We start from the raw sequence: 26,144 nt of genomic DNA, 5'->3' as shown, positions 1-26,144 counted from the left end.
GCGGGGCGGCAAGAGAAGAACAGAGTCGGGAACGATGCAACGGACATTGCGGATTGCGGTAGTGGGCTATGGAACGGCCGGTCAGGCCTTGGCGGTGCTGCTGGGCGCAGACGGCCACCACTTGGATGTCTTCGAACGCGCTGCGGCACCTGGGCCGGTTGGCGCCGGCTTCCTGTTGCAGCCCAGCGGCCTGCAGGTGCTGTGGAAGATGGGCCTGTTGTCGCAAGCCTTGGCGCATGGGGCGCCGGTGCGGCGTCTCTACGGCGAAACGCCCTGCGGTCGCGCAGTGATGGACATGCAGTACCGCGATCTGGACCCGCGGTTGATGGGGCTGGGCATGCAGCGCGGTGCGTTGTTCTCGCTGTTGCGCGATGCCTGGCCCGAGTACGCGCAGCTGCACACCGATACGCAGATCACCGCCATCGACCATGACGGCACGCGCGTGCAGGACCAGCGCGGGCAGTGGCATGGTCCCTACGATCTGATCATTGCCGCCGATGGTTCGGCATCGACACTGCGTGCGCAGGTGCAAGGCACGCGGCTGGACCGGGTGTATCCGTGGGGGGCGCTGTGGTGCCTGCTGCCGCGCGAGGACTGGCCGTTTGTCGACGAGTTGCGCCAGCGCTACATCGGTGCGCGCAAGATGATCGGGTTGTTGCCGGTCGGCACGCGGCCGGGCGACGATACCCCGCGCCTGAGCTTTTTCTGGAGCCTGCCATGCAGCGATTTCGCCGCATGGGAACAACGCGGCATCGAGGCCTGGCGCGAGGAAGTGGCGCAGATGTGGCCCGATGCGATCGCGCGCCTGCAGACGGTGCAGGTCCACACCGCGCTGGCACGCGCCAGCTACCGCGATGCGGTGATGACGCGCTGGCACCGTGGTCGTTTCGTATTGGCAGGCGATGCCGCACATGCGATGAGTCCGCAGCTGGGGCAGGGAGTGAACATGGCGCTGCTGGATGCGCTGGCGCTGCGCGACGCGCTGCGCGCGGGCACCGATCTGGACGAGGCCTTGCTGCGCTACCAGCGGCAACGCCAGGCGCATGTGGCGATCTACCACCGCTGGAGCCGCTGGCTGACGCCGCTGTTCCAATCCGAGCGCGATGTGTGGGCCTATGGGCGCGATCTGTTGCTGCAACCGATGGGCCGCGTGCCGGGCGGGCGCGGGCATATGTTGCGCGTGCTGAGCGGCACCCAGCATGGCTGGTTCGGCAAGCTGGCGTTGGCGCCGGAATTCGTGGGGGCGTTGTCGCAGCCCTGCGCGCAGCCGATCGGCCAAGGCGTCGAGGCAGCGGCGCGCTAGCTGTGTAGACCCACCCACGGTATCTGCCAGCGCACGGCCCACCCGCGCGCGTGCGCGCCCCGCGCCGCCCAGGCGGGTGCAGTGGGTGGTTGTGGAACCAGACCGTGCCAGGCCGCCACCGATGCTGCCGCCCGACCCTGACGACTCCCCCGCAAGGCCCCGGCACGCTACGCGCACCCCGCCGCGCCCGCCGCGCCCGCCGCGCCCGCCGCGCGCGCCAATGTACCATCAGCTACACCCATTACCCCGGCGCGCACGACCACGACGGCGACCAGCATGTGCGCCACGTCCGCCTCAGCGGCCCATGGCTGGAACAATTGGGCTTTGCCATTGGCACCAGGCTACGCATCGCCGCCAGTGAAGGTCAGTTGTTGATGGAGGTGTTGCCGCCGATGGAGGTGCCGGCCAAGCCGCGCAGCGTGCGGCGATGACGCTGCGTCTGCCAGAAGCCTTGCGATTGACCTGCGCACGGGATGCCACTAGCGTCGCAGCCACACCAGCGCACCACGGACGCTACATGATCGCGCGCGCCCTCTACGCATTGCTCGTCACCCTAGCCCTGGGCGCATGCGCCCACACGGCGGCCACCCCAGCCCCGGCAACCGTCACGGAGACATCTGCCATGAGTTCCTCATCCGATCACATACCTGCAGATCCTTCCAAAGGTGGACCACGTACCGCGCAGGAAGCATTGGAGCGGGTACTGGAGCTGATTCGCACAAGTGCCAGCATTGAATCGTTCACTGCCGACCATGTGTCTCGAGCAATGGGCCAGTCGGTACAGCATCGCGATGATGGTTCCGGGCGATTCGGTGCCAGCGGAGTGCTGACCCGAGACTGGAACTACGGGTTTGGTGTCAACAAAACGGAAGTAAAGGGCGCATGGTTCGAGTTCCTGTTCCTGCCTAATCCGCCAGAAGCGGCTCCGTCTATGTCGGATATCTGCCAGATCGACTTCGAGGCATTTGCGGCGCATCTCGAGAAAATGGGGTTTTCGCGACAGCGCAATCGTGTCGAGGATGGACGATGGATGAGCGATATTTTTCAACGCCCAGGAATGCGCGTGGAGCTCTTCCCGCGTGGCGAAGCTGACGAACCTTTAGCGCGCACCACGCATCAGTGCGTCGAGTGGATTCAAATTCGCTAGTCCAAGGAGCGGGCATGTTGAGCCAAGAAGCAAGTGCAGTGGTGGCGTCATTTGGTCAGCAACCAGGTGTCACGCGTGAGCATCTGGGCAACTTCAACCGGGTCCTGAACGATTCGCCAGAGTTGACCCGCCAGATCAACGAGGCGGTGCAGAAAAAAGTGCTGAAAGGCTTCGCGCCGTTGAACGACCCGCATGCGGGAGGCATCTATGATCCACGCGATCAGAAAATTCACCTGCCGCTTGCGGCGCTGGTAAACGATGCCAACGGTAGGCATGCAGCAGCAGGCGATTTGACCTTCGTCCTGGGGCATGAAATTCAGCATAGCCTTTATAGTCCAACTGCCGCGCTTGCGCGGGAAAAGTTCACAACAGAGGCAATAAAAATTGCCCGTAGCACGCACGATTACACTACTGCTGGCGGGAAAGTGCTGGCCAGTAACCGTACGGATGAAGCAACGGCCGAAATAGCCGGATGGAACGCTATCGTGAGCGCGGTCAAGAGTCGTAATCCTAATCCTACGCTTGAAGATGTGTACCTATTTGCGGATGGTCGGGCCAGAGATTTCGTCACGCGCAGCGGCTATCCAAGCGTCTATACGCCCAAGGCAAACCTGACGTTCAATAGCGACCTGACGTTGTCGCCCACGGGAAGTAATGTCGAGGCAATGGGAGTGAATTACTTCGACAAATCGGTCAAGGACACCCGTATCGGTCATGTGGGGCAGTCCGACTACGTCAACCATTACGGTCCGTGGGTGGTCAGCACCGCCGCGATATACGAACGACACTACAACAAAACAAAGCCCGGCGAGCCAGAACAGCCGATGATTCTGGATATGCAGCGCCTTGGGCTGAAGGAAGAAATACTGGAGCGCAACGGCATCGACCTGGGTAGCGATACCCGCCCCATGCCTTACCTGGACAGCAGCACGCAGCCACCGACGCCCGGCCTGTTCCAGCACAGCAAGAATACGCACTTGCACGTCTCGCCCATCACCGCACGCGAACTGGAACAGGAGCTGCGGCAGCGCGATCCGCAATCGCCAGGGCCACCAGCCCAGCGTCTTCCGTCAGACCCCGGTCATGCGGATTACTCGCTCTACCAACAGATCAAGGAGGGGGTGCAAAATCTCGATGCCCAGCACGGCAGGCAGTGGGATGCATCAAGCCAGCGGATGACCGCCAGCCTGCTTGCGCTGGCAAAAGAAGAAGGATTGTCGCGTGTGGACCACGTTGTGCTCAACAGCCCAACAGCCGATCTTGCCGGTGGCGAGAGGGTCTTCGTCGTGCAGGGCGCCCTCAATGATCCGGCGCACCAACGCGCCTATATGCCAACCGTGGAAGCGGTGCAGACGCCAGAGACGCAGTCGTTCGATCGTTTGCAGATGATCAGCCAGACCCAGGCCCAGGTGCGCGAACAGCAGCAGGCGCTGGAGCAGTCGCAGCAAGCCGTTACCCAGGCGGCTGCGTCGATGACGCGCTGAGGTTCAACGCAGCACGGCAAGGCCTGGCCTTCCTGAGCGAGACTGCTGACGACGATGGGCCGGCGGCACGCGTGACAGGCACAGTCGGCGATCCGTCGACCGTGCAACGGCGTAGCCGCCACGGTGGGGGTTCAACGCACCGGCAAGGCCACTGCATCGCCTTCCACGCAGGCAACCAGACGCTCGCCCTGGACCAGGGTCGGCACCACGCCGGCGGTGAACTGCGAAAACGCCGGCAGGATGGTGACGTTTTCGCGCAGCCAGAACGCCGGCCAGCGCCGCGACAGCCCGGGCAGTGCCGCCAGCGGATGCAGATGCCCGCACAGCACATGGCCGGTGGGGTGCGGCAGCGGATCGTGGCGCAGCACGAACGGACCGTCCTCGACCTGTTCGCCGGCCGCTTCGATATGCAGGTCCGCACCCGCCAGGGCGCGATCGTGATTGCCGCGGATCGCGATCACACGCAGGCTGCAGTGCCGTTCGCGCCAGGCGCTCCAGCGCCGATGCCAGGCCGCACGCGGTGCCGGTCCATGCAGCAGGTCGCCCAGAATCCACAGCGCGTCCACCTCGCGTTGCCCAAGCAAGGCATCCAGCCGGTCCAGATCGTGCGCGGTGCCGCCTGCCGGCAGCCCGATGCCGGCACGCCGGAACACATCGGCCTTGCCCAGGTGCAGGTCGGCAATCAGCAAGGCGCGCCGCGCCGGCCGGTACAGCGCACGTTCGCCGAGCAATTCCACGGTTTCGCCGCCCAGCTGCAGCTGCACGCTATCGCCCATGCTTGCGCTCCAGTTGTTCGGCGGCGCGCAACACGCGCGCCTTCCAGTCTTCGGTACTCAGCTGGCCACGCACGCGCTCGGCCCACAGCGGAAACGACAACGGGGTGAGGCTGCGTGGCGTGCACAGGCGCAGCTCGCGCCGGGCGCAGTCCTCCAGCGCATGCGCCAGGCGCGCCAGTTCCAGTTGTCCTTCGAACACTTCGCGCTCGGCTTGCGCCAGCAGCAGATGGTCGGGGTCGAAGCGCTGCAGCACGTCGTAGAGCAATCCGCTGGAGGCCTGCAGCTGGCGCAGGCTGCGCGGTGCTCGGCCGGGCAACGATGGCGACAACAGGCCGGCCACGCGTGCGATCTCGCGGAACTGGCGGCGTGCCAGCTCGCCCAGGTTGAGGCTGTCGCGCAGATCGTCGAACAGGCCAAGCGGCGATAGCAGTGCCTGCAACAGGCCGGGATCGATGTCCACATCCTGTGCCGGCGAAAGCACGAAGCCGTAATCGTTGGCGGCGAAGCTGAAGGTATTGCGCTGGCGGCGGCCCCAGCGTGCAGCCAGCAGGGCCGCCAGGCCTTCGTTGACCTGGCGGCCGGCGAACGGGTACACGAACACGTGCCGGCCATCGCGCGCCTTGATCCTCTCCACCAGCAGGTGATCGGGGCCGGGCAGCGACGAGAGCGACGCCTGCAGCTGCAACAACGGCGCCAGCGCCTGCATCTCCGGCGCGTCGCCGGGGTCGGCGAACAGTGCTTCCACTTCGCGCCCCAATGCGGAGGACAGCGGCATGCGCCCGCCCATCCACTTGGGCACCACGCCGCTGCCGCCTTTTGCCACGCGCACGTAGGCGGTCATGTCTTCCAGGCGCACCAGTTCCAGCAACCGGCCGGCGAACTGGAAGCGGTCGCCGCGGCGCAGGCGGCCGACGAACTGTTCTTCCACCGCGCCCAGCCGACCACCGCGCAGGAACTGCACGCGCACGCTGCCATCGCTGGTGATCGTGCCGATGGACAGCCGATGGCGCAGCGCAACGCGCCGGTCGGTGACGCGGTAGATTCCCTCGTCGTCGCGGACCACCTTGTGGAAATCCGGGTAGTGCGCCAACGCGCTACCGCCCTGCACGATGAAGTCCAGCACTGCAGTCCAGGTGGCTGGGTCCAGTGCGGCAAACGCATCGGTGCCGCGCACCTGCGCGAACAAGGCATCGGCATCGAAACCTCCGCCGAGTGCGAGGGTGACGCAATGTTGCGCCAGCACGTCCAGCGACAATCGCGGAGGCGGCCGCGCCTCGATGTGGCCGTGGGCAATCGCGCGGCGTGCGGCGGCGTACTCCACCAGTTCCAGCGCGTGCGAGGGCACACACACCACGTGGCCGGATTCGCCGGGGCGATGGCGCGCGCGGCCGGCGCGTTGCAGCAAGCGCGCAATGCCCTTGGGGCTGCCGACCTGCAGCACCTGATCCACCGCCGGAAAATCCACACCCAGGTCCAGGCTGGAGGTGGCCACCACGCAGCGCAAGCTGCCATCGCGCAGCCCTTGCTCGGCCGCTGCGCGCAGGCTCGGGTCCAGCGAGCCGTGGTGCAGCGCCAGCGTGGCCAGATCGTCCGGCCACACGGCGCTCAAGGCCTGATGCCAGAGCTCCGCCTGCGCACGGGTATTGGTGAACACCAGGCTGGTCCCGTGCTCCATGATCTTCTGCAAGACGCGCGCCAGTTGCGCCAGACCCAGATGCCCTGCCCATGGAAAGCGCTCGCCGCTGTCGGGCAACAGCGTTTCCAGCGTCATGGCGCGTGGCCTGGCGCCGGATACCAGTGCGGCACCGGGCAGATGCGGCAGCAGCACGTCGCGCGCCTGCGCCAGGTTGCCCAAGGTGGCCGACAGACCCCAGATGCGCAGGGTCGGCGCCCAGCCGCGCAGGCGCGCCAGGCACAACTGCAGCAGCACGCCGCGCTTGTTGCCCAGCAGCTCGTGCCACTCGTCCACGATCACGCAACGCAACGCCGACAGCTGCGGCGCGGTGTCCGGGTACGACAGCAGCAGGGCGAGCGACTCGGGTGTGGTGACCAGCACATCGAGCTTGCCGCTGCGCGCCAGGCGCTTGTCGCGCGCGCTGGCATCGCCGGTACGCAGGCCTACCTGCCAGTCCAACCCCAAGGCATCTACCGGTTCGCGCAGCGCACGCGCGGTGTCGGCGGCCAGTGCACGCAGTGGCGTGATCCAGAGCACCTGTAGCGTGCGTTGTTGCTGCCGGCGCGCACTGGCTGCGGGTCTGGCGGATGGTGCCACCGGTTTGCGTCCGCGCGCGGCCAGCGCTTCCAGCAGTGGACCGCCGAAGGCCGCCAACGTCTTGCCGCTGCCGGTAGGCGTATGCAGCAAGCCGGACTCGCCGTCGAGATAGCGCTTCCAGACATCGCGCTGGAACGCCAATGGTGCCCAGCCGCGCTGCGCGAACCAGGCGCGCCATTGCTGCAATGGGGTGCCGCGTGCGTGCTGCGGTGCCGTCACCGCGCCAGTGCCTGCAGACTGCTCAGGTGGTCGGCCTCGGCATACGGCTTGTCGTGCCGCCAACGCAGAATGCGCGGGAAGCGCACCGCAATACCCGACTTGTGGCGTGCGCTACGGTTCACCGCCTCAAAGCCCAGCTCGAACACGTGATGCGGGCTCACCGCACGCACCGGCCCGAAACGTTCGGTGGTATTGGCGCGGATCCAGCGGTCCAGTTGCAGGATCTCGGCATCGTCCAGGCCCGAATAGGCCTTGGCGATCGGCACCAGCTGGCCGGCATGCCACAGCCCGAAGGTGTAGTCGGTATACAGGGTACTGCGCCGGCCATGGCCGGCCTGCGCGTACAGCAGCACCGCATCGATGGTGAGCGGGTCGATCTTCCACTTCCACCAGTCGCCGCGGCGTCGCCCGGCCTGGTAGACCGAGGTGGCGCGCTTGAGCATCAGGCCTTCCACGCCGCGTTCGCGCGCCTGCACGCGCAGCTGCGCGGCGGCCTGCCAATCGCCGGCCTGGACCAGCGGCGAGGCCACGATGCGTGGGTCGCCAAGCGTGGCAAGCAGCGTGTCCAGCAGCGCGCGCCGCTCCTGCAGGGGGCGTTCGCGCAGATCCGTGCCATCCAGTTCCAGCAAGTCGTAGGCGACCACGCGCACAGGCGCGGCCGCCAGGGTCTTGGGCCCAGGCTTGAGCCGCTGGATACGCGTCTGCAAGGCAGTGAACGCCATCGGCAACGGCTGCTCGGGCTGCCAGGCCAGCAACTCGCCATCGATGACGGTGCCGTCGGGCAACTGCAACGCCGCCTGCTCGATCTCCGGGAAGCGGCCATCCAGGCGTTCTTCGCCGCGCGACCACAAGGCGGCTTCGCCGGCGCGCCGGATCAGCTGCAGGCGGATGCCATCCCATTTCCATTCCAGCAGCCAGTCGTCGATGGCGCCCAGCGTGTCCACATCCGCCTCTAACGGCGAGGCGAGGAAGAACGGGTAGGGCTGCTGGCGGTCACCGGGCAGCTCTTCGCTGGTCAACAGCTCGGCCAGGTAGGTGGGATGCGGGCGCCAGCTGCCCAGCATGCGTTGGGCGATGCGGGCGATGTCCACGCCCGACAACTCAGCCAGCGCCTGTTGCACCAGCCGCTGCGAGACACCCACGCGCAGGGCGCCAGTCAGCAGCTTGTTGAACACCAGGCGCTCGTCGAAGGCCAGGCTGCGCCAGGCCTGCACGATGCACGCCTTGCGCACGTCCACATCCTGGTTGGCGATTGGCAGCAGCCGCTGTTCGATCCAGTCGGCCAGCGGCAGATCGGCCGCTTCGGTGACCGGGTCGTCGAGCAGCAATGCCAGCGTTTCGGCCAGATCTCCCACGTGGTCGTAGCTGTCGGCCACCAGCCAGTCGGCGATTCCGGCGGTGTCGGTGATCCATTCGCGCAGCTCGCCGCTGCTGGCGATGCGCATGCGGCTGCTGGCGACCTTGCCGCCGGCCAGCAGGTACAGCGCCCAGGCCGCATCCAGCGGAGCGGCATCGCGAAAGTAGGCGACCAGCGCGGCACGCTTGTCGAGCGTGCCGGTGCTGCGGTCCAGGGTGCGGTACAGCGCAGCAAACCGCTTCACGGCAGCGCCTGCGCCGTTGCGTGTCGGTTGGCCGCGCGCAACTCCAGTGCGCGGCGTGTGAATGCAGCCAGCGTGCGTGGGCGACGCTGTGGCCGGGGTGGACCGATGACGGCGGCCGGCGCGCTGCGATGCACGCGAAATGCCAGCGCATGCCGGCGGAACGCCAGCGCGCCGCTCAGGCGGATGCGCGCACGTGCGCGCGTATACCGGCGTGCGGGGAGCGGATTCATTCCTCGGCTCCAAAATCGGTGCGGAAGGCCTCGGCGGCCACGCCGTGCTCGCGCAGGTGCTGGATCAGCGCATCGGTATTGCCATGGGTGGCGATCACGCGGCGAGCGCCGGTGTCTTCGATGGTGCGCAACAGGTCCGGCCAGTCGGCGTGGTCGGACACCACGAAGCCGCGGTCGTAATTGCGGCGACGACGATTGCCGCGGATGCGCATCCAGCCCGAGGCGAATCCCTGCTGAGCATGCCGGAAACGGCGGATCCAGGTGCTGCCCGCGGCCGAGGGCGGTGCCAGCACCAGCTGGCCGGCATAGTCGGCACCGCGCGCATGCTCGCTGACTGGTTGAGTGTCCAGCATCGCAATGCCGGCCTGGCGATACACCTCCACGCCGGTGGCGATCGCGCCATGCAGCAACGCCGGTTGCGTGTCACAGGCGCGCAGTTCGGCCAGCACGCGCTGCGCCTTGCCCAGCGCGTAGCAGTACAGGATGGCGGCCTCGCCGCGCCCGGCGCATTCGTGGCGCCAGGCGACGATGTCGGCGGCAACGGCCGCGGTGTCCGGCCAGCGATACACCGGCAGTCCGAAGGTCGCTTCGGTGATGAAGGTGTCGCACGGCACCACCTCGAAAGGCTTGCAGGTGGGATCGTGCTGGCGCTTGTAGTCGCCGGAGGCCACCCAGACCTCGCCATCCACTTCGATGCGGACCTGCGCCGAGCCCAGCACGTGTCCGGCCGGATGCAGCGACACGCGGGCACGTCCCAGCGTAAACGCTTCCCCATCGGCATGCGTGTGATAGGCCTGTTCGCCAAGCCGCCACTGCAGGATCGGCAGGCTTTCGCGCGTGCAGTGGTACTCGCCCATGCCGCTGCGCGCGTGGTCGCCATGCCCGTGGGTGATCACCGCGCGCGGCACCGGCCGCCACGGGTCGATGTGGAAGTCGCCCTGCGGGCAATACAGCCCTTCGGGCCCCAGCACCACCAGATCGCCGCGTTTGTCGTTGCCGTTATGCATGGCCCAACTCTGGCCAAGCCGATGTGCAGATCCTGAGAATGGGAATGGATGCAGGTGGATGGAATGTGCCAGGCATCGCCGCCCGCGCCGAGCGCATCGCCATCAAACGTTATCCTTGCTCTCCCTGCCGCGGCCCAGAGCGCGCGACGCCAGCCATCCCATACACCTCGTGACCTGTCGCGCGCCGCGCAGAGGGATGATGCGATCAGGCAATCGGTACACGAGCCGCTAGACCACGTTGGTCGAGGTCCTGGGCGGGCTGAGCATCGGTCGCGTTGTCACATCGAGCGGCGTCATGACCGATTGCACGGACTGGCAAGCCTTGCGCTGGCACCGAACGACGCCACACGCATCGACCGCCAGGCAGCGGACAACCGCTGCAATGGCAACGGCGATGACAGGCAGCAGGCAAGCAGGAAGCGACAAGCAAACAGCAGAGCGTGGCCGACCGACAGGCGTTGCCTGCATCTGGCAGCGGGACGATCATCTCGCACGCCCGGGAATCGAAACCCGGTCACTGCGCCACTGACGAGGACAGCCCCCGGCTGTTTCCAGCGCATCCGCGCTGCCGAGCGATTGAGCCGGTAGCAGCTTTCGCACCGGTCCGCGTCAGTGCCGCGTGCGCCGCCCAGGCGAACGCACCGCGGTCGCCTCCACAGCCAGGGTGAAGCCGCGTTCTTCGCCGCCGAGCATCGCGCCCACATCCACGACCTGGCGGCGGATCTCCTCGCCTTTTCCATTGCGCACGATCACCACCACCGTGTATTCCCACGGATCGCCATCGGCAGGATGGCGAATGGTGCCGTCGACCTTGAGCGGCACGATCGGCGCCGGCTGCGCGTGCTGCGCAGCCGCCGAGTCGAAGCGCAGGTGGTGCTTGCAGGCCGGGCAGACGCTGGCGCTTTCCAGGATCGTGGCCTTGCAATGCGGGCAGCTGCGGGTAGCGCCGGGCGTGCCCGGGCGGGCTGCACTCATGTGGCGTCGCTGTCGCCGCCGCCGCTGGTGCCGACAGCGGCGCTGCCGCCACTGCCGTTGGCCTTGCCGCCAGCGCCCGGCTTGGCCGCATCCTCGCCCCAGCCGAAATCCGCCTGGCCGCGCATCCGCGCGCCCGACGCCACGGTGAGGCTGCCGGCCTTGACGTCGCCGACCAGCACGCCGGAGGTCTGCAGCTCCACCTGCGCGGCCGATTCGATATTGCCTTCCAACTCGCCGGCGATGATGACCTTGTTGGCGCGTACCCCGCCGTTGAGCTTGGCGCCGCGTTCGATGGTGAGGTCGCCCTTGACGTTCACATCGCCCTTGAAGCGGCCAGCCAGACGCACATGGCCGGCGCCTTCGATCTTGCCCTCGATGCTGATGTCGGCGGCGATCAGCGATTCCTTGGCCTCGCTCTGCCGCGGCGACGGCGTGGCAGCGGGCGTAGCGGCGGCGGGCACGGGCGGGGCGGGGCTGGCGTCTGCGGTGAACAGCCGTCCATCGGCGGCCGGAACCTCGGGGGCCGGCGGAACGCCGTCTTTCTTGTTGGGACCTTGATCGCGCCACATCGACATCGGATTGCCTCGCTTCGGGGGTCTGGGCCGACTATCGCCGCGTCAATCGATCTTTTTTGTGACGACGCGCGCAATCCGGGATCGACGCGGTGCCTGCTCAGTCCAGCGCAGGCATTCCCGCGCCATGGCGCTCGACCCGGTTGCGTCCCCGGTGCTTGGCCGCGTACAGCGCCGCATCGGCCTTCTGGATCAGGCTGGCGCCCAGTTCGCCATCGGCCGGGAAGCTGGCCACCCCGATGGAGGCGGTCACCCGCGGCAGCGCACGTTGGCCGTCGCTGACCGCCAGCGCTGCGATATGGCCGCGGATCTGCTCGGCCACGCGCATGGCTTCGTCGCCATCGGCCTCGGGCAGGATCACGGTGAATTCCTCGCCGCCGTAGCGGCAGGCCACGTCCTCGGCGCGCAGGCGGGTCAGCAGCAGCTCGCCCACCGCGGCCAGCAGCAGGTCGCCGCCGGCATGTCCCTGGCTGTCGTTGAACTGCTTGAAGTGATCGACATCCAGCATCAGCACCGACAGCGGCAGGCCGCGGCGTGCGCAGCGCGCAAGTTCATGGCTGAGCGATTCTTCCAGGTAGCGACGGTTGTACAGCCCGGTCAGCGCATCGCGGATCGACTGCCGGCGCAGCGACTCGCGCAGGCGCAGATTGCTCAACGCCAGCGACAGCTGCTCGGCGGCCGCCTCGGCGATTTCCAGCCGCGGCATCGGACCCGGGCCAGGCGAGGACAGGAACAGGAAGCCGAGTTGGGTGCCCTGCGCCGACATCGGCAGGCACGCGGTACTGATGGACACGTCGGTGTCAGGCGACTCGATGTGCGCGCACACCGCATCCCGGCGCAGGTCCTCGACGATGTGCGGCTGGCCGCGGCGCAAGGCCCAGCACTCTTCCGGCAACAGATGCGGAGCGCTTTGCACCAGCGGTTCGCCCCAGTGGCTGATCGCCTCGGCACGATCCTGCGAGGCGCGCAGCAGATACACGCTTCCGGCAACGCCGGGCAGCAGGCTGGCCAGGGTGCGGCTGGTGACCACCAATGCTTCTTCGGCACTGATGCAGCTCTGCAGCAGCCCGGTATAGCGGCTGAGCAGGTTGAGATCGGCGGTACTGCGCTGCAGCGCGCCCACGCTGTCGCCCAGCTCGCGATTGGCCTGCGCAGCCAGACGTTCGGCCTGCGCCCGATGGCGCAATTCGCGCATCAGCAAGGCATACACCGCGCCGACCACCAACAGCCCGAACGGGATGCCGGCCAATGCCAGCACCAGCAGCAAGGTGGCGCTCTGCCGGCTGCTTTCGGCGCGTTGCGCCAGCAGTTCCTGTTCGCGCTGCACCATGGTCAGCGCCTGTTCGCGGATGGCGCTGGTGGTGCGGAACGCGGTCTGCCGGATGCTCGCACGTGCCGGTTCCAGGCCGCTCTGCGCGTAGATATCCAGCACCTGCTGGATCTGCTGCAGACGCGCCTGCACCAGCGCCTGCAACTGGTCCAGATGCTGCTCCTGCGCCGGGTTGTCGGCGATCAGCCGGCGCAGGTTGGCGAGCAGGATCGGCAGGCGCTCGACGCTGGTCTGGTAATCCAGCAGGTAGGCGTCGTTGCCGGTGAGCAGGAAACCGCGCTGCGCCGATTCGGCATCGAGCAAGCGCGCCTGGATTTCGTCGACCCGGCCGATCACTTCATGCGTATGCGACACCAGCGCGGCATCGGCCAGCGAGCGGCGTGCGCCGACGAAGATGCCAATGCCGATGGCGATGAAGATCAGCGCAGAGAAGGCCAGCGCCAGCTGGTTGCGGCGGCGCGAGGTAAAGGAAGAGGGCATGTCCGAATGCTAGCGTGCCAGCCTCGACAACACGAGCGCGATGCCGGCTGGAGGCGTGCGCGCCGGCACGAAATTGCCGGCGCGCAAACGAAGTGATGCAGGGTGATGGACGTGGCTGGCGCCTCGTGGCGAGCCGTCCTTCGTCAGGCGTGGGTGGCTGGTTGACTGCTGCGCCCGGGCGATACCCACACCCGCCTTCGGGCACTGGCTGCTCCCTTGCGCCTGAGTGCAAGCCGCGTCGGTTGCTCTCAGTGCTGGGAATGCTCGGCGTCGTGCTTGTCGGCATTCTGCTCGGCCTTGTTGGCCAGCTCGCGGGTCTTGTCGGCGGTAGCGTCGGCGGCATTGGCAGTGGCGCGGCTGGCATCGGCCGCCAGCTCGTTGGCGGCAACGCGGGCATCGGCAGTGGCCTCCTTGGCCTGGATCGCCGCGCGGTCGGCGGCCTGCTCGGTGGCCGCTGCGGCGTGCTTGGCGGCAGAGGCAGCGTCGCGGCGCGCCTGCTCCGCGTCAGGTCCCTGGCAGGCGGCGAGAGTGAGGGCGGCGATGGCGCTCAACGACAGCATGCGGATCGTCTTCATGGGTGGTCCTGTTCCTGTTCCGGTAGTGGAGAGCCGAGCTTATGCAGGGGCCGATGCAGCCTGCGTCAAGGTGCAGCCTGCTCCCCGATGCAGGGCACACAGGAGAATCGGTGGCGACGCAAGGCCGCATCCCCATCGATCAGCAAAGCACCAGCCGGATGACAGGCAAAGAAAAAGCCGCTGGAAACCAGCGGCTTTCTCCGAACGCGCTTAAAGCGAAGAAGTGATTACTTCTTGGCTTCTTCAGCGGTGTCCTTAGCAGCTTCGGCGGTGTTTTCAGCCGTCTTGGCAGCGTCGGCAGCCTGCTCGGCAGCAGCGTCGGTCGCGGCGCCGGAAGCAGCCTGGGCAGCGTCGGCAGCGGTGTCGGCCGAAGCAGCGGCGGTGGTGGCAGCAGCCTGAGCGGCGTCAGCCGACTGCGAGCCCGAGGCAGCAGCCTGGTCGGCAGCGGTCTGAGCGTCGGCAGCAGCTTCGTTAGCCGAAGCAGCAGCGTCCTGAGCCTGTTCCGGCTTCGAGCAAGCGGTCAGGGCCAGGCCCAGAGCCATTGCGATCAGCAGCTTGTTGATGGTCATTGTTTCAATCCTCGTCGTTAGATTAGGCAACGCGCTATTGCGCGCCCCCGACATGATGACGGCCACAAGACGGGTGTCAAGCGCACGCGCATTCAGTTTTGCAAAATCGCCGTTAAAGGCTGTTAAATCAATTCGATAGCGATGGCGGTCGCTTCGCCGCCACCGATGCACAGCGTCGCGATCCCGCGCTTGCCTGCGCGCGTGCGCAACGCATTCACCAATGTCACCACCAATCGCGCACCGGATGCACCGATCGGGTGGCCCAGCGCGCAGGCACCGCCATGCACGTTGACCTTGTCGTGCGAAATGCCCAGTTCCTTGATCGGCGCCATCGCCACCACGGCGAAGGCTTCGTTGATTTCGAACAGGTCCACCTGGTCCAGTTGCCAGCCGATCTTGCCGAGCAGCGACTGGATGGCCGCCACCGGCGCGGTAGTGAACCATTCGGGCGCCTGCGAGTGGGTAACATGGCCGACAATGCGCGCCAGCGGGGTCACGCCACGGCGTTGTGCGTCCTCGGCACTCATCAGCACGGTGATCGCGGCGCCGTCGGAGATGCTCGACGAACTGGCCGCGGTCACGGTCCCGTCCTTCTTGAAGGCCGGCTTCAAGGTCGGGATCTTGGCGACATCGGATTTGCCGGGCTGCTCATCGCGATCGACGATGGCCTCGCCCTTGCGCGTGGTCACCGTGAACGGAACGATTTCTTCGGCGAACGCGCCGCTGTGCTGCGCGGCCTGCGCACGTTCGACCGAGGCGATCGCGAACGCATCCTGGTCGGCGCGGCTGAAACCGAACTTTTCGGCAGTGGCTTCGCCGAACACGCCCATGGCCTGGCCGTCATACGGGTTGGTCAGGCCATCCCAGGCCATGTGGTCCACGGCCTGGAAATTGCCGTAGCGATTGCCGGTGCGCGAATTGGGCAGCAGATGCGGTGCGTTGCTCATCGACTCCATGCCGCCGGCGACCACGATGCTGGCCGAGCCGGCCTTGATCAGGTCGTGGCCGAACATGATCGCCTTCATGCCCGAGCCGCACACCTTGTTGATGGTGGTGGCGCCGGTCGAGGTCGGAATGCCGGCCGCGATGGCGGCCTGCCGCGCAGGCGCCTGGCCGAGATTGGCCGGCAGCACGCAGCCGACGATGACCTCGGAAACATCGGCCGGCGCGACCCCGGACTGCGCCAGCGCGCCTTCGATCGCGGCGGCGGCGAGGGCAGGTGCCGGCACTCCGTTGAATTGGCCGAGGAACGAGCCGATGGCGGTGCGTTTTGCAGCAACGATGACGATGTCGGACATGAGTGGATACCGTTTAAAGTGAAACGATTATCTGCCTCATGGCCAGATCGCGCCAGCGCACGCCGCGCTGGAGCACGTGCATGGCATACAGTATAAAAATGGATAGTCGGGCCCGGGTTGGGCCCGTTCCATGGAATGGGATTGGGGGAGAGCGAGCATGAAAAAAGGGGATGTCGCCAGGACTGTCCTGGCTTCGGCGTTGGCCGTGGCGTTGACCGCGTGCGGCGGCGGTGGGGGTGGTGGCGGGGGCGGTATCCGTCCGACGCCGCCGGTCGCACCGCCGCCGACATCGCCTCCACCGCCGCCGCCGCCACCTACGCCTCCGCCACCGCCGGCCACTGCGCCGGCACCGGAGCCTGCGATCGATGCGCATCTGGCACTGACCAACGCACGTGCGGCGCAGGCCTTGGGCTTCACCGGTGCGGGCTATCGCATCGGGGTCATCGACAGCGGCATCAACACCACTCATCCGGCGTTGCAGGGGCGCGTGAGCAACAGCTTCATCTATGTCGATCCGCGTACCAACAACGTTGCCGTGGGCGACGTGGTCGGGCATGGCACCATCGTCGCCGAGCTCGCTGCCGGACGCGCAGTGGCTCAATGGCCGGGCGGTATCGCGCCCGGAGCGGGTCTGGTGTCTGCGCGCATCATCAATGACCGGGCGCCGGTGGATGATGGCAGCGGCCAAGGCAACCAGGTGGATGGCCCGCTCGGGTTGGGACCGGTACATGCGGACCTGATCGGTGCCGGCGTGCGCATCATGAACAATTCCTGGGGTGGCCTGTACTGGAACGACGCATCGGTCACCAATCAGATCGCGCAGGAATATCGGTCCTTCGTCACCGGTAACGACGGTCTGGTGGTATTTGCCGCAGGCAACGAGGCGCGTGCCCAGCCTTCCGACACTGCGGCGCTGCCGAGTCAGCCGGGCCCCAACGGCACCTTGCCGGCAGCGGACCTGGAGCGCGGCTGGCTGGTCGTCGGCGCGCTGGATACCGCCAATCCCACCCAGCTGGCCTCCTACTCCAACGCCTGCGGCGTGGCGATGCGCTATTGTCTGGTGGCGCCGGGGACATCGATGTTCATCGACCCCGATGCCACCGCCAGCAACATCCGTTATTTCCATGGCAGCGGTACCTCGTTTGCCGCACCGCTGGTCTCCGGCGCAGCGGCGCTGGTATGGCAGGCGTTTCCGTATTTCAACAACGATCTGGTGCGCCAGACGCTGCTGGGAACGGCCACCGATCTGGGCGCAGCAGGTGTCGATCCGGTGTTCGGCAACGGCCTGCTCAATGTGGGCAAGGCGGTCCTGGGGCCGGCACGGTTCGACTGGGGCACGGTGGACGTCAACGTGAACACCTTGCGTTCGACCTGGGCCAACGACATCAGTGGCACCGGTGGCCTGATCAAGCGTGGGAGCGGCACGCTGGTATTGGGCAGCGCGGCCAATACCTTCACTGGCGATACGCAGGTACTTGGCGGCACCTTGCAGACCGCCAGCCTGCAGAGCGCACGGGTGGGTATCGCCAATGGAGCGAGCTTAATCGGCGCTGGCAGGATCGGCGGACGGGTGGACAATGCCGGCACGCTGCAGGTCGACAGCGCAGTGCTCTCGGTCAACGGCAACTACACCCAGGACGGCAACGGGCGCCTGGCACTGACTGTCGGCGATCGCCTGAGCGTGAGCGGCACCGCGAGCATCGCCGGTGACCTGCAACTGCTTGGCCGGCGCAGCTATGTCGTCAACAACACCACCTATCCGGTGTTGCAGGCGACCAACGGTTTGCAGGGCACGTTTGCGACGACCAGCAGCGGCCCTGCCGTGACCTTCCTCAACGCCACGCTGAGCTACGACGCCAACACCGCGTTCGTGTCGCTGCAGCGGATGGATGTCACCGCGGTCGCCACCTCGCTCGGTGCAGTGGGGACGGCCGCGATGGAGTCTGCCGTTCGGGTGGAGCAGGCGTTCCAGCAAGTGGATGCGCAACAGCTGCAGGGCAGTGGCGCGATCAGCGGCAGCTTCATTCGTGCCGCAGCGGCGTTGCAGCAATCACCCGATGCCAAGACCGCAGCGGACTCGCTGCGCAGCCTGTCGGGGCGTGCGCATGCGGCATCGGCGGCAATGACCTTCGACACCATCGATCTGGGGCGGCGTGCGCTGGCCTCGCATTTCGATGGTCTGTCGCAGCAGCCGCGCCTGCTCGGTACCTGGCAGCGCGCGCTGGGTGGCCCGGGCGAGGGCGGAGTGACCACTACCGGGTTTGCCACCTCCGGCTGGATGATGGGCAACGACCTGCGCCTGGCATCGGGCGCAGTCACCGGTTTTGCGTTCGGCGAAACGCGCTCCAATAGCCTGGGCGACCTGGACGGTGCACGTGGCCGCGATCGGCAGGTGCAGGCACAGCTGTACTGGGGCACCACGCTGGGGTCGGCCTATACGCTCGGGCAGCTGGGGTTTGGCAACGTCAACCGGCAGATCGAACGGAATCTGCAATTGGGCGAAGACCGCAGCAGCGCCTTCAGCGATTACAGCGGCAGTTATCTCAGCAGCAACCTGGAAGCCGGCTACCGCTGGGGATATGCAGCCGCCTCGCTGACGCCATATATCGGGCTGGACCATGTGCGCCTGCGCAGCGAAGGCTTCCGCGAAAGCGGTGGCGACGGCTTCGGTCTGCGTGCCGATGCGAATACTTCATCGCGCACCCAGGTGCTGGCAGGCGTGCGATCGGCGTACCGGTGGCGTGGCCTGCAACTCGGTGGTTATGCCGAATGGCAGCAGGCGTTGAGCAGCCAGGGCCTGATGCTGGATGCCAGCTTCATCGGTGTGGATGCCTGGGCACCGTTGCGTGGCATGCAGCCGGCGCGTTCGGGCGGGCTGTTCGGGATTGCCGCGTCCGCGCCGCTCGGGCAGCAGAGCCAGCTGCGTTTCGGTTACGACCAGCGGGTGGGCGAGCGCGGCGACGATCGCGCGCTGAGCCTGAAGTACAGCGCCGATTTCTGATCGGCGCCCATGACGCCCGGGCGCGATGCCCGGGCGCGGCGTTTTCAGCGGCAATCACAGACTGCGCTGCTCGTTGCGCCCGATCCGTCTGTTTCCAGTTACTCGCCGCGTAGTTTGTGCAGGAAGCGCGGCGCGGTACGACCCAGCGGCAGCTTGAGTTTGCTGATCGCCTCGATGCGGGTTTCGGCGATCCGATCGGCCGCCACCTGCGGCGAGACGTCCTGCTGCGCCGACAGGTCGAAGACCTTTTCCAGGTTGTGGTAGATGCTGCGGATCAGGCGCATGGCGCGTTCGCGGTTGTAGCCGTCGATCTCCAGCGAGACATTCATCACCCCGCCGGCATTGACCACGTAATCGGGCGCATACAGGATGCCGCGCCGGTGCAGTTCCTCGCCGATAGCAGCGCTGGCAAGCTGATTATTGGCGGTGCCGCAGATGATCCTGGCCTTGAGTTGCGGCAGGGTCTGTTCGTTGATGGCTCCCTCCAGTGCGCAGGGAGCGAACACGTCGGCCGCCACCTGATGGATCTCGTCCGGGCGCACGGCCTCGGCGCCGTATTCGGCGACGGCGCGGTCGACCAGTGCCTGGTTCAGGTCGGCCACATACAGTTTCGCGCCGCGTTCCTTGAGCAGCTTCACCAACTCCATGCCGATGTGGCCCAGGCCCTGGATCGCAATGCTGGCCTTGCCCACTTCCTCATGGCCGAGCTTGCGGTTGAGCGAGGCCATCAGCGCCTGCAGCGCGCCATAGGCGGTGAAGGGAGCAGGGTCGCCGGAGCCGCGGTGCACCTGGTGCACGCCGGTGACGTACTCGCTCTCCAGGTAGATCTGCTCCATGTCGTTGACGTCGGTGCCGACGTCTTCGGAGGTGATGTAGCGCCCGCCCAGGGTGTCCACGAACCGGCCGAATGCGCGGAACAGCGCCTCGCTCTTGTCGGTCTTGGGGTCGCCGATGATCACCGCCTTGCCGCCGCCGACATTCAGGCCGGCCAGCGCGTTCTTGTAGGTCATGGTGCGGCTCAGCCGCAGCGCGTCGTCCAGCGCCGCCTCGCTGTCGGGGTAGGGGCGCATGCGCACGCCGCCCAGGGCAGGCCCGAGCCGCGTGCTGTGCAAGGCGATGATGGCCTTGAGATTGGCGTCGCGGTTGTGACAGAAGATCACCTGCTCGTGGCCGGTGGTGTCGAGGGTTTCGAAAAGCATCGAAGGCTCCGCGGGGCTGCGTGATGTGCCTTCCCTGAGGCCGGGTCTGCACCCGTGCAATGGGAAACAAAAAACGCAACGTTTGCAGATCCAGTCCGGTCACGTCGCGCTGCAACATTTTAAACCACGTCGACAGGGGGTTGTGTATGAATCTGTTCACCAATCCCGATAGCGCTGCTGCCGAAACCACAGCGTCCCCAGCCACTTGCTTCCGGCCGCAACCGGCAGGCCGGCGTGGAGCGAATCCGGATCGGGGCGGCCGTCGGGGTGGAGATTGTCGAAGCACACCACCGAGCCGGCACGCGGCTGTACGCGGATCCCTGCGATCGGAAAATCGGTCTGGCCGCCTGCTTCGACCGCATTGAGATACACGCAGGCAGTGCGCAGACGATTGCCGGCAGCGGGGCGGTCGGCCGCCACCCTGCCTGCCGGCAGGTAGTCGCGATGTGCGCGATAGTGCTCGCCGGGTGCGTAGCACAGCACCGACAGCGGTTCGGCGTGGGTCAGTGGCAGCCGGGCGCACGCTGCTAACCGTGCCTGCGCCGCACGCGCGGCAAAATCTTCCAGAACCGGATCGAGCGTGGCGCCGCGGCTGGTGCGAACCGGTGTGTGGTGCGCGCTCGCATCATTGGGGTCCAGCACCTGGGAGGCGCGTAGATGCGGGCGTGCCAGCAGGATCAACAACCGGCACTCGTCGGCTGACAGCACGGCCGAGTGTTCCTCGATCATCGGCCGCTGGTGGTGCGATGTCGGCAAGCGGTGCGGGGTGAAACGTAACCTGCTGGCTTCGCTGCCATCGGCGGTTTCGGGAGGCGCGATGTCCAGATCGGGAAGCGCCGCAATGCCCAGCGGCTGCAGTTGCAGCAGCAGGTGGGCCGCGGCATCCGGCTGCCGCGGCACGCCTTCGCCGCGCGCCAGGCGCTCGGCAAGCAGGACCGCAGCAGGCACGTCCCCGAGCGATGCGGCGTGTTCCAGCAAGCCGACGCAGCGCTGTTGCTGCTGTGGATCATCGATCCGGCCGTGCTGGATCGCCAGCGCACGCAGGGCCGGTGAATAGCCAGCCGCCGCTGCCGCGTGCAGGCGCGCCAGTTCCCGTGCTTCCAGCTCCACTGGGCTAGTGCCTACCGCCAGCGTCGCCAGCAAATACCCCGCTGCCACGGCGCCGCCGCGTTCGGCAGTTTGCCAATGCGTCCGTGCCTGCGCGACATCCACCGTGCATCCGATGCCGTACGCCAGCAGGCGGCCGGCCTCGATCTGCGCGGTGGCATCGCCAGTGGCTGCACTGCGCAGATACCAGGCAAGGGACTCCTCTGCCTGGCCGCTGCGTATCAGTGCCTGTGCCAGGGCATTCATGGCCGCAGGTTGTCGGCTTTGTGCGGCAAGCAGAAGGCTGTCGAGTGAGGGGGGATGCATGAGTGCATCCTAAGCCCTGGCCCCGTACTGCGCGATCAGGTGCCTGCCTGAAGTGCCAGGTGGGTCAGGTACAGGCGCAGGTCGAATTCCAGCTGGTGGTAATCCGGGCGCATGTGGTTGCACAGTTGGTAGAAGGCCTTGTTGTGATCGGCCTCTTTCAGGTGCGCCAGCTCGTGGGCCACGATCATGTGCAGGAAGGGTTCGGGCGCGTCGCGAAACACCGTGGCGATACGGATCTCGCGGCTGGCCTTGAGCCGGCTGCCGTGGACGCGCGAGATTGCGGTGTGCGTGCCCAATGCGTGCTTCACTACCTGCAGGTGATTGTCGTAGACGGCCTTGTGCAAGGTCGGCGAGGAGCGCATGTAGCGCTCCTTCATGGCCTTGACGTAGTCGTACAGGTGGCGATCGGTGCGGATGGTGTGCCGCTCGGGGTAGCGCCGTGCCAGTACTGCGGCAAGCTTGTCCTGCGCGATCAGTTCGCGCACCTGATCCAGGACAGCGGGTGGGTAACCGGCGAGATAGCGAAGAGTGTCCATGGCGATCGGGTGCGGCGAGAACCGCATGATCGCCGATGCGGGCAGGGCTGGCGACTGTTGCGCTGGCGCCGCGCCAGCAGTGGACCCCCAAAGCGACGCCGGGAATATGGGGCTGTGGAGGCGGCCATGACGGCCGCAAAAGACCTCGTGAGGTGGCAGGCGGTCGGCTTGTGCGTGGAGCGTCATCCGTAAGCGCAGTGCAGAGTTCAAAAGCGGGCGCTATCGAATCAGTGTGGAACGGCAGCACGGTTGCAGTGATATGGCGACGCGCAGGCGGGCTCGCACTGCTGCGTCAGACCGGGGTGACGGATGTGTGCCAGCGTGTGTCATGCGTATTCACGAACGCGGCACATCCGGGTGGGTAGCGTGCAGCGCATGTTTTGCGGCGCTGTGCCGCAGACACACGATTGCACTGTGTCGAACCAGGAGACAACAACATGATCAAGTGGGCCATTATCTTCGCCATCATCGGACTGATCGCCGGTGCGCTCGGATTTGGTGGAATGGCGGGCGCCGCGATGGGGATTGCCAAGTTCCTGTTCTGGGCCGGCATCATCATCGCCATCGTGCTGTTCGTGCTGGGGATGACGATCGCCAGGAAGGTGACCTGAGGCGGCTCGCATTTGTTGCCAAGGCCTCTCTCGACGAGTCCCATGCAGCCAGAGAGCGGCCAAGGGCCGCTCTTTTTTTTACACCTGCCTGTCCGGCCGCGGTGCCGCAGGCGGCCGCAACCGTAGTCGGTAGCCACAGGCTGTGCTCCGACCTGCCGTCAGACGCCGGTGTTGTCGGCCGTGGTATGCAGCGCGATGTTGAGCTGGTCGATGGTCACGATCCAGTCGGCATCGTCGAGACGCTCTTCACGCAACAACTGCGCCTGTGCCGGTGTCCAGAACGGCGCCTCCTCCAGGCGCATCTCGCCCGGCAGCGGCGAGTGCTCGGCGATGAAATGGCGAATACTCGCCTCGTCCGACGGCAGGCCAAGCTGGGCGAACAGTTCCGAGAACGGGTGGACGGGTTGTTCCATTGCAGATCCCTCGTAGGTGCGGATGACCGGATGTTAGAGCACCCAGTTTGAGGGCACTGTGCACACGCGGCTTGGATTTGCCTGCGCCAATGACCATATCGATAGCCTGACCAGCAAGGGTGAGACCACCATGGCGACCGGATGGGCGGGTGATGGAGCGGTGCAGGACCAGATCGATGCCACCGTCGAGGATGCAATCAAGCGCGCGCGGAGCCAGTTGCACCAGGGGCCGAGCCTGAGCCACTGCGAGGACTGCGACGCACCGATCCCCGAGGCGCGCCGCAAGGCCGTGCCGGGCGTGCATCTGTGCGTGAGCTGCCAGGAAATCCACGATCGGGAGCACGGCGCGCAGAGCGGCTTCAACCGCCGTGGCAGCAAGGATAGCCAGCTGCGCTGACCAGGCCGGCGGCCTGTCCGTCGGCTTGCAGACCGCATGTCCTGTCGCCCGTATCGAGCAGGCCGAGCAGGGCGGGCGCCTGCGACGAAGGCATGCGGCGGGCAGGCTTGCCCGCGTGGCGTGCCCGCCGCGCAAGTCGCCCAGATGTCAGCCCGCGGTGAGGCCGCTGCTCTCGCGCCAGCGACGCGTGGTGCGCTGGAAGAACAGGCTGTTGGGCACCTGCAGTACGCTGCCGGCGTGGTCGCCGGTTTCTTCCAGCGTCGTGTAGATCACATTGATATCGATCACGCGTCCTTTCAGGCCCGGCTTGTCGCCCCCTTCGAGCAATTCGATATGGTCGTGCAGCCGGAATGGGCGGGTGGTGATGATCAGGAACGTGCAGAAGATGTTGGACAGCACGCTCCACGCGGCGAAGAACGCGACCGCGCCAACCGCTGCAAAGCTGGTGAAGGCCGTCCACAGCACGGCGGTCGAGACGCCGAGTACGTGCAGCGCAATCAGGACCGCGCTGAACGAAATGACGAAGCTGCCGACACGGCGGATACCGATCGTGATCTCCGCCGGGACGTTGTAATGGGTGCAGATGCGCCGCAGCAGCTGGCGCAGCAGTAACCGGGTCAATGCGGCGACCGCGAGGATCAGGACGATCTTGATCGTTGGCACCGCAACCGCCAGCCATTGCGGGTTCCAGTGTGGCAGCAGGCTGCGGATCATGGCGGGCAAGGCATCGGACGCGGACATCACTGCATGGGAAAGCGGAACAGGCGCCCATTGTAACGCGCGAGATTCGATCGCCAGGAGCATGGGGTGATGCGCGCTCGTCCGGCTTGGCGAGATGTCTGCCGATATCGGCGGGCTCGTGGCGTTGCGACGTGCGTGACCAATATGCGCAGGTGAGCTTGCAACGTAGCGTTGTTCGCCGGTTTGTCCATGTGCGCACGGTACGTATTGGCCAACAGTCTGTGTGCCTGGTTCTTCAACCGCGGCGCGGTGGCCGCATGCAACGTCGATGTGGGGATCTCGTCTGCACTGCGGCCATGTCGGCGATCACGCCGCGATGTGCGCTGGCGACAGGGAAGCGCGACGATCGGCCTTGCGGGTCATCGCTGACGGCGCCGGCCTGGGTCGGCCAGCCTGACCAGGCGCTGCAAGGTCTGCTCGACGGAACGGACCGGCATCCATGCAGCTGGGCCCTCCACGCCAATGCAGGAGGACTGCGACCACGTTGTGCGACGCAGGCACAGTTCGATCCGGGTGGATGTCAGTGTGAGCTGTACCGCGTCCAGCGACAGGGCGGATGTGCAGTGGCTGGGGGAGCACAAGGCCAGAATCAGGCCGAGCAGGTACGACATGACGATCTCCAGCGTGGACAGGCGCTGCCAGCACGAAAGGAGCAGGCAGCGTGCGGCGCAGAAGCGCCGTTGCAGGCTTGGATGCGTCAACCGCCGAAAAGGTTTAGAGCGCAATCTGCATTGCGCTCCAGCGGGTGCGGCGGGGCGGGCACGGGATCGATGCAACACCAGTCCAATCCTGCAGCGGCACTTTGCATCTGAGGCGCGGGTGCAAAAAAACTGCCGAGGTTTAAACCTTTGCGCCGTCAGGCGCATCCAACTGGTTATGCTCGACACCTCCGTGCCCATCGACCGACCACCGCCCGGTGCCACCTCCGCCGACCGCGACGACGCGGCATTGGCGCGTGCGGCGGCGGCAGGAGAGCGCGCGGCGTACGAGGCGATCTATCGCCGGCATTCGCCGCGGTTGTATGCGCTGGTCTGGCGCCTGTGTGGCGGCAACGCCGCGCGCGCCGACGACGTGTTGCAGGAGACCTTCATCGCCGCGTGGAAGGCGCTGCCGCAGTTTCGTTTCCAGAGCGCGCTGGGCACCTGGCTGCACCGTCTGGCCGTCAATACCGCGCTGATGGAATTGCGTGCGCACGCGGCCTCCGGCCACCCCGTCGTGGACGATGCCGATGGCGAGATCCTGGCGGCGGTGCCCGACGCTGCGCGGTGCCAGTCGACCCGGATGGATCTGGAGCGGGCGCTGGAAACCCTGCCGCCACGCGCCCGTGCAGTGCTGGTGCTGCACGATATCGAAGGCTGGAAACACCAGGAGATTGCCGACCAGCTACAGATGGCGGTCGGCAGTTCCAAGGCACAACTGCATCGTGCGCGCGGGCTGCTGCGCGCGCGGTTGGGAGAACCCGCATGACCCATGAGTCGCATGACCACTACGAGGCCGCGGACGCTGCATTGCGCGCGCGCCTGCAGGCCTTGCCTCAGCAACGCCTGCCACCTGCGCAGGTGTGGGAACGCATCGCCCCCGCGTTGGGGCCGCAGCCTGGCGCCGCTGCGCTGCGGGCGCAGCGCAGGCGGGGCTGGGCACTACCGGCGCTCGGCGTGGCCCTGGCCGCGGCGGTGGCCTTGATCGCCGTCGTGCCCGGCATCCACCGGTCGGCGCCACCGCCCGCACAGCCGGCGCTGGTGCTGCAGGCGCAGGCGATGGCTGGGCAATACCAGCAGGCCATGGCGGAATTTCCGCTGCAGCAGGCGCCGGCAGCGCTGCGGCCGGCACTGGACGAGCTGGATCGCAGCGCCCGCAGCATTCATGCCGCCATCGTGCAAAGCCCGCGTTCGGCTTTTTTGTTGTCGCAGCTGCAGCGTACCTACGCCAAGCGGCTGCAGTTGACCCGTCTCGCCTCGCAAGGCGAGGCGTCCTTTCCGAGTTGAGGAGCATGCC

25 protein-coding genes and 1 pseudogene are annotated in these 26,144 nt (G+C 66.7%); 9 read left to right on the top strand and 17 right to left on the bottom strand.

Features of this window, described 5'->3' with window-relative positions; all coding sequences use genetic code 11:
• Positions 1–34: 34 nt before the first annotated feature.
• The 4 genes and pseudogenes from ACCQ05_RS14865 (at position 35) to ACCQ05_RS14850 (ending at position 3,934) form a co-directional block, all read left to right on the top strand.
• Positions 35–1,303, top strand: coding sequence for an FAD-dependent oxidoreductase (locus tag ACCQ05_RS14865; RefSeq protein ID WP_372391181.1), 1,269 nt, complete (start codon positions 35–37; stop codon positions 1,301–1,303).
• A 76-nt stretch (positions 1,304–1,379) separates the two neighbouring features.
• Positions 1,380–1,734 (top strand): annotated as a pseudogene (locus ACCQ05_RS14860) (SymE family type I addiction module toxin).
• A gap of 86 nt (positions 1,735–1,820) precedes the next feature.
• On the top strand, positions 1,821–2,450 hold the full coding sequence (locus ACCQ05_RS14855) for a hypothetical protein (RefSeq protein ID WP_372391178.1): 630 nt from the start codon (positions 1,821–1,823) through the stop codon (positions 2,448–2,450).
• A 14-nt stretch (positions 2,451–2,464) separates the two neighbouring features.
• Entirely contained in the window at positions 2,465–3,934 is a 1,470-nt protein-coding gene (locus ACCQ05_RS14850) for an XVIPCD domain-containing protein (protein ID WP_372391176.1), read from the top strand.
• A gap of 131 nt (positions 3,935–4,065) precedes the next feature.
• Here the strand turns inward: ACCQ05_RS14850 and pdeM are convergent, their stop codons facing one another.
• From pdeM to ACCQ05_RS14795, 11 genes are all read right to left on the bottom strand, one after another.
• Entirely contained in the window at positions 4,066–4,710 is a 645-nt protein-coding gene (pdeM, locus tag ACCQ05_RS14845; protein WP_372391174.1) for a ligase-associated DNA damage response endonuclease PdeM, read from the bottom strand.
• The gene (locus ACCQ05_RS14840; RefSeq protein ID WP_372391172.1) at positions 4,700–7,201 is read right to left on the bottom strand and encodes a ligase-associated DNA damage response DEXH box helicase; all 2,502 of its coding nucleotides are present in this window, start codon (positions 7,199–7,201) and stop codon (positions 4,700–4,702) included. Before ACCQ05_RS14840 ends, pdeM begins: the two co-directional genes overlap by 11 nt.
• Positions 7,198–8,802, bottom strand: a complete 1,605-nt coding sequence (locus tag ACCQ05_RS14835) for an ATP-dependent DNA ligase (protein ID WP_372391170.1) — start codon at positions 8,800–8,802, stop codon at positions 7,198–7,200. The genes ACCQ05_RS14840 and ACCQ05_RS14835 overlap by 4 nt, the downstream gene beginning before the upstream one ends.
• Positions 8,799–9,032 carry a hypothetical protein gene (locus ACCQ05_RS14830; protein WP_372391167.1) on the bottom strand — a complete coding sequence of 78 codons (234 nt, stop codon included), beginning with the start codon at positions 9,030–9,032 and terminating at the stop codon, positions 8,799–8,801. The genes ACCQ05_RS14835 and ACCQ05_RS14830 overlap by 4 nt, the downstream gene beginning before the upstream one ends.
• On the bottom strand, positions 9,029–10,039 hold the full coding sequence (locus ACCQ05_RS14825; RefSeq protein WP_372391165.1) for a ligase-associated DNA damage response exonuclease: 1,011 nt from the start codon (positions 10,037–10,039) through the stop codon (positions 9,029–9,031). The genes ACCQ05_RS14830 and ACCQ05_RS14825 overlap by 4 nt, the downstream gene beginning before the upstream one ends.
• A 609-nt stretch (positions 10,040–10,648) precedes the next feature.
• Positions 10,649–11,014 carry a hypothetical protein gene (locus ACCQ05_RS14820; protein ID WP_104539639.1) on the bottom strand — a complete coding sequence of 122 codons (366 nt, stop codon included), beginning with the start codon at positions 11,012–11,014 and terminating at the stop codon, positions 10,649–10,651.
• Positions 11,011–11,589, bottom strand: coding sequence for a bactofilin family protein (locus ACCQ05_RS14815; protein ID WP_372391163.1), 579 nt, complete (start codon positions 11,587–11,589; stop codon positions 11,011–11,013). The genes ACCQ05_RS14820 and ACCQ05_RS14815 overlap by 4 nt, the downstream gene beginning before the upstream one ends.
• 97 nt (positions 11,590–11,686) lie before the next feature.
• Entirely contained in the window at positions 11,687–13,396 is a 1,710-nt protein-coding gene (locus ACCQ05_RS14810; RefSeq protein WP_372391161.1) for a diguanylate cyclase, read from the bottom strand.
• A gap of 248 nt (positions 13,397–13,644) precedes the next feature.
• Positions 13,645–13,971, bottom strand: a complete 327-nt coding sequence (locus tag ACCQ05_RS14805; RefSeq protein ID WP_104539642.1) for an XAC1346 family secretion chaperone — start codon at positions 13,969–13,971, stop codon at positions 13,645–13,647.
• Between the two features lie 227 nt (positions 13,972–14,198).
• Entirely contained in the window at positions 14,199–14,540 is a 342-nt protein-coding gene (locus ACCQ05_RS14800) for a hypothetical protein (protein ID WP_029221720.1), read from the bottom strand.
• A gap of 122 nt (positions 14,541–14,662) precedes the next feature.
• Positions 14,663–15,838, bottom strand: a complete 1,176-nt coding sequence (locus tag ACCQ05_RS14795; protein WP_228961340.1) for a thiolase family protein — start codon at positions 15,836–15,838, stop codon at positions 14,663–14,665.
• A 157-nt stretch (positions 15,839–15,995) separates the two neighbouring features.
• On the opposite strand from ACCQ05_RS14795, the gene ACCQ05_RS14790 reads away from it, so the two are divergent.
• Positions 15,996–18,839 (top strand): S8 family serine peptidase, encoded by a 2,844-nt coding sequence (locus tag ACCQ05_RS14790; protein WP_372391159.1) that lies wholly within the window; start codon positions 15,996–15,998, stop codon positions 18,837–18,839.
• A gap of 98 nt (positions 18,840–18,937) precedes the next feature.
• Here the strand turns inward: ACCQ05_RS14790 and ACCQ05_RS14785 are convergent, their stop codons facing one another.
• From ACCQ05_RS14785 to ACCQ05_RS14775, 3 genes are all read right to left on the bottom strand, one after another.
• Complete coding sequence (locus ACCQ05_RS14785; protein ID WP_228961338.1) at positions 18,938–20,038, bottom strand: Glu/Leu/Phe/Val dehydrogenase dimerization domain-containing protein; 1,101 nt, start codon at positions 20,036–20,038, stop codon at positions 18,938–18,940.
• Between the two features lie 156 nt (positions 20,039–20,194).
• Positions 20,195–21,451, bottom strand: coding sequence for a 2OG-Fe(II) oxygenase (locus ACCQ05_RS14780; RefSeq protein WP_372391157.1), 1,257 nt, complete (start codon positions 21,449–21,451; stop codon positions 20,195–20,197).
• Between the two features lie 35 nt (positions 21,452–21,486).
• On the bottom strand, positions 21,487–22,014 hold the full coding sequence (locus tag ACCQ05_RS14775; protein ID WP_372391154.1) for a M48 metallopeptidase family protein: 528 nt from the start codon (positions 22,012–22,014) through the stop codon (positions 21,487–21,489).
• A 410-nt stretch (positions 22,015–22,424) separates the two neighbouring features.
• Here ACCQ05_RS14775 and ACCQ05_RS14770 point away from each other — a divergent pair, with 410 nt between their 5' ends.
• The gene (locus ACCQ05_RS14770; protein ID WP_104539646.1) at positions 22,425–22,598 is read left to right on the top strand and encodes a DUF1328 domain-containing protein; all 174 of its coding nucleotides are present in this window, start codon (positions 22,425–22,427) and stop codon (positions 22,596–22,598) included.
• Between the two features lie 158 nt (positions 22,599–22,756).
• On the opposite strand, the gene ACCQ05_RS14765 is transcribed toward ACCQ05_RS14770, so the two are convergent.
• Complete coding sequence (locus ACCQ05_RS14765; RefSeq protein ID WP_104539647.1) at positions 22,757–23,011, bottom strand: DUF2789 domain-containing protein; 255 nt, start codon at positions 23,009–23,011, stop codon at positions 22,757–22,759.
• A 130-nt stretch (positions 23,012–23,141) separates the two neighbouring features.
• Between ACCQ05_RS14765 and ACCQ05_RS14760 the strand changes: the two genes are divergently transcribed.
• Positions 23,142–23,408, top strand: coding sequence for a DksA/TraR family C4-type zinc finger protein (locus tag ACCQ05_RS14760; protein ID WP_228961336.1), 267 nt, complete (start codon positions 23,142–23,144; stop codon positions 23,406–23,408).
• 147 nt (positions 23,409–23,555) lie between these two features.
• On the opposite strand, the gene ACCQ05_RS14755 is transcribed toward ACCQ05_RS14760, so the two are convergent.
• Positions 23,556–24,149, bottom strand: coding sequence for a mechanosensitive ion channel family protein (locus ACCQ05_RS14755; protein WP_228961344.1), 594 nt, complete (start codon positions 24,147–24,149; stop codon positions 23,556–23,558).
• A gap of 359 nt (positions 24,150–24,508) precedes the next feature.
• Positions 24,509–24,760 (bottom strand): hypothetical protein, encoded by a 252-nt coding sequence (locus ACCQ05_RS14750; protein WP_372391152.1) that lies wholly within the window; start codon positions 24,758–24,760, stop codon positions 24,509–24,511.
• Between the two features lie 265 nt (positions 24,761–25,025).
• Here ACCQ05_RS14750 and ACCQ05_RS14745 point away from each other — a divergent pair, with 265 nt between their 5' ends.
• Complete coding sequence (locus ACCQ05_RS14745; RefSeq protein WP_372391150.1) at positions 25,026–25,616, top strand: RNA polymerase sigma factor; 591 nt, start codon at positions 25,026–25,028, stop codon at positions 25,614–25,616.
• Positions 25,613–26,134, top strand: a complete 522-nt coding sequence (locus ACCQ05_RS14740; RefSeq protein WP_372391148.1) for a hypothetical protein — start codon at positions 25,613–25,615, stop codon at positions 26,132–26,134. The genes ACCQ05_RS14745 and ACCQ05_RS14740 overlap by 4 nt, the downstream gene beginning before the upstream one ends.
• Positions 26,135–26,144: the final 10 nt, after the last annotated feature.

The organism is Xanthomonas sp. NCPPB 3582 (assembly GCF_041475735.2).
Lineage (GTDB): Bacteria > Pseudomonadota > Gammaproteobacteria > Xanthomonadales > Xanthomonadaceae > Xanthomonas > Xanthomonas codiaei.
The sequence above is the reverse complement of the archived record's forward strand: the minus strand, read 5'-3'. Positions and strand labels throughout refer to the sequence as shown.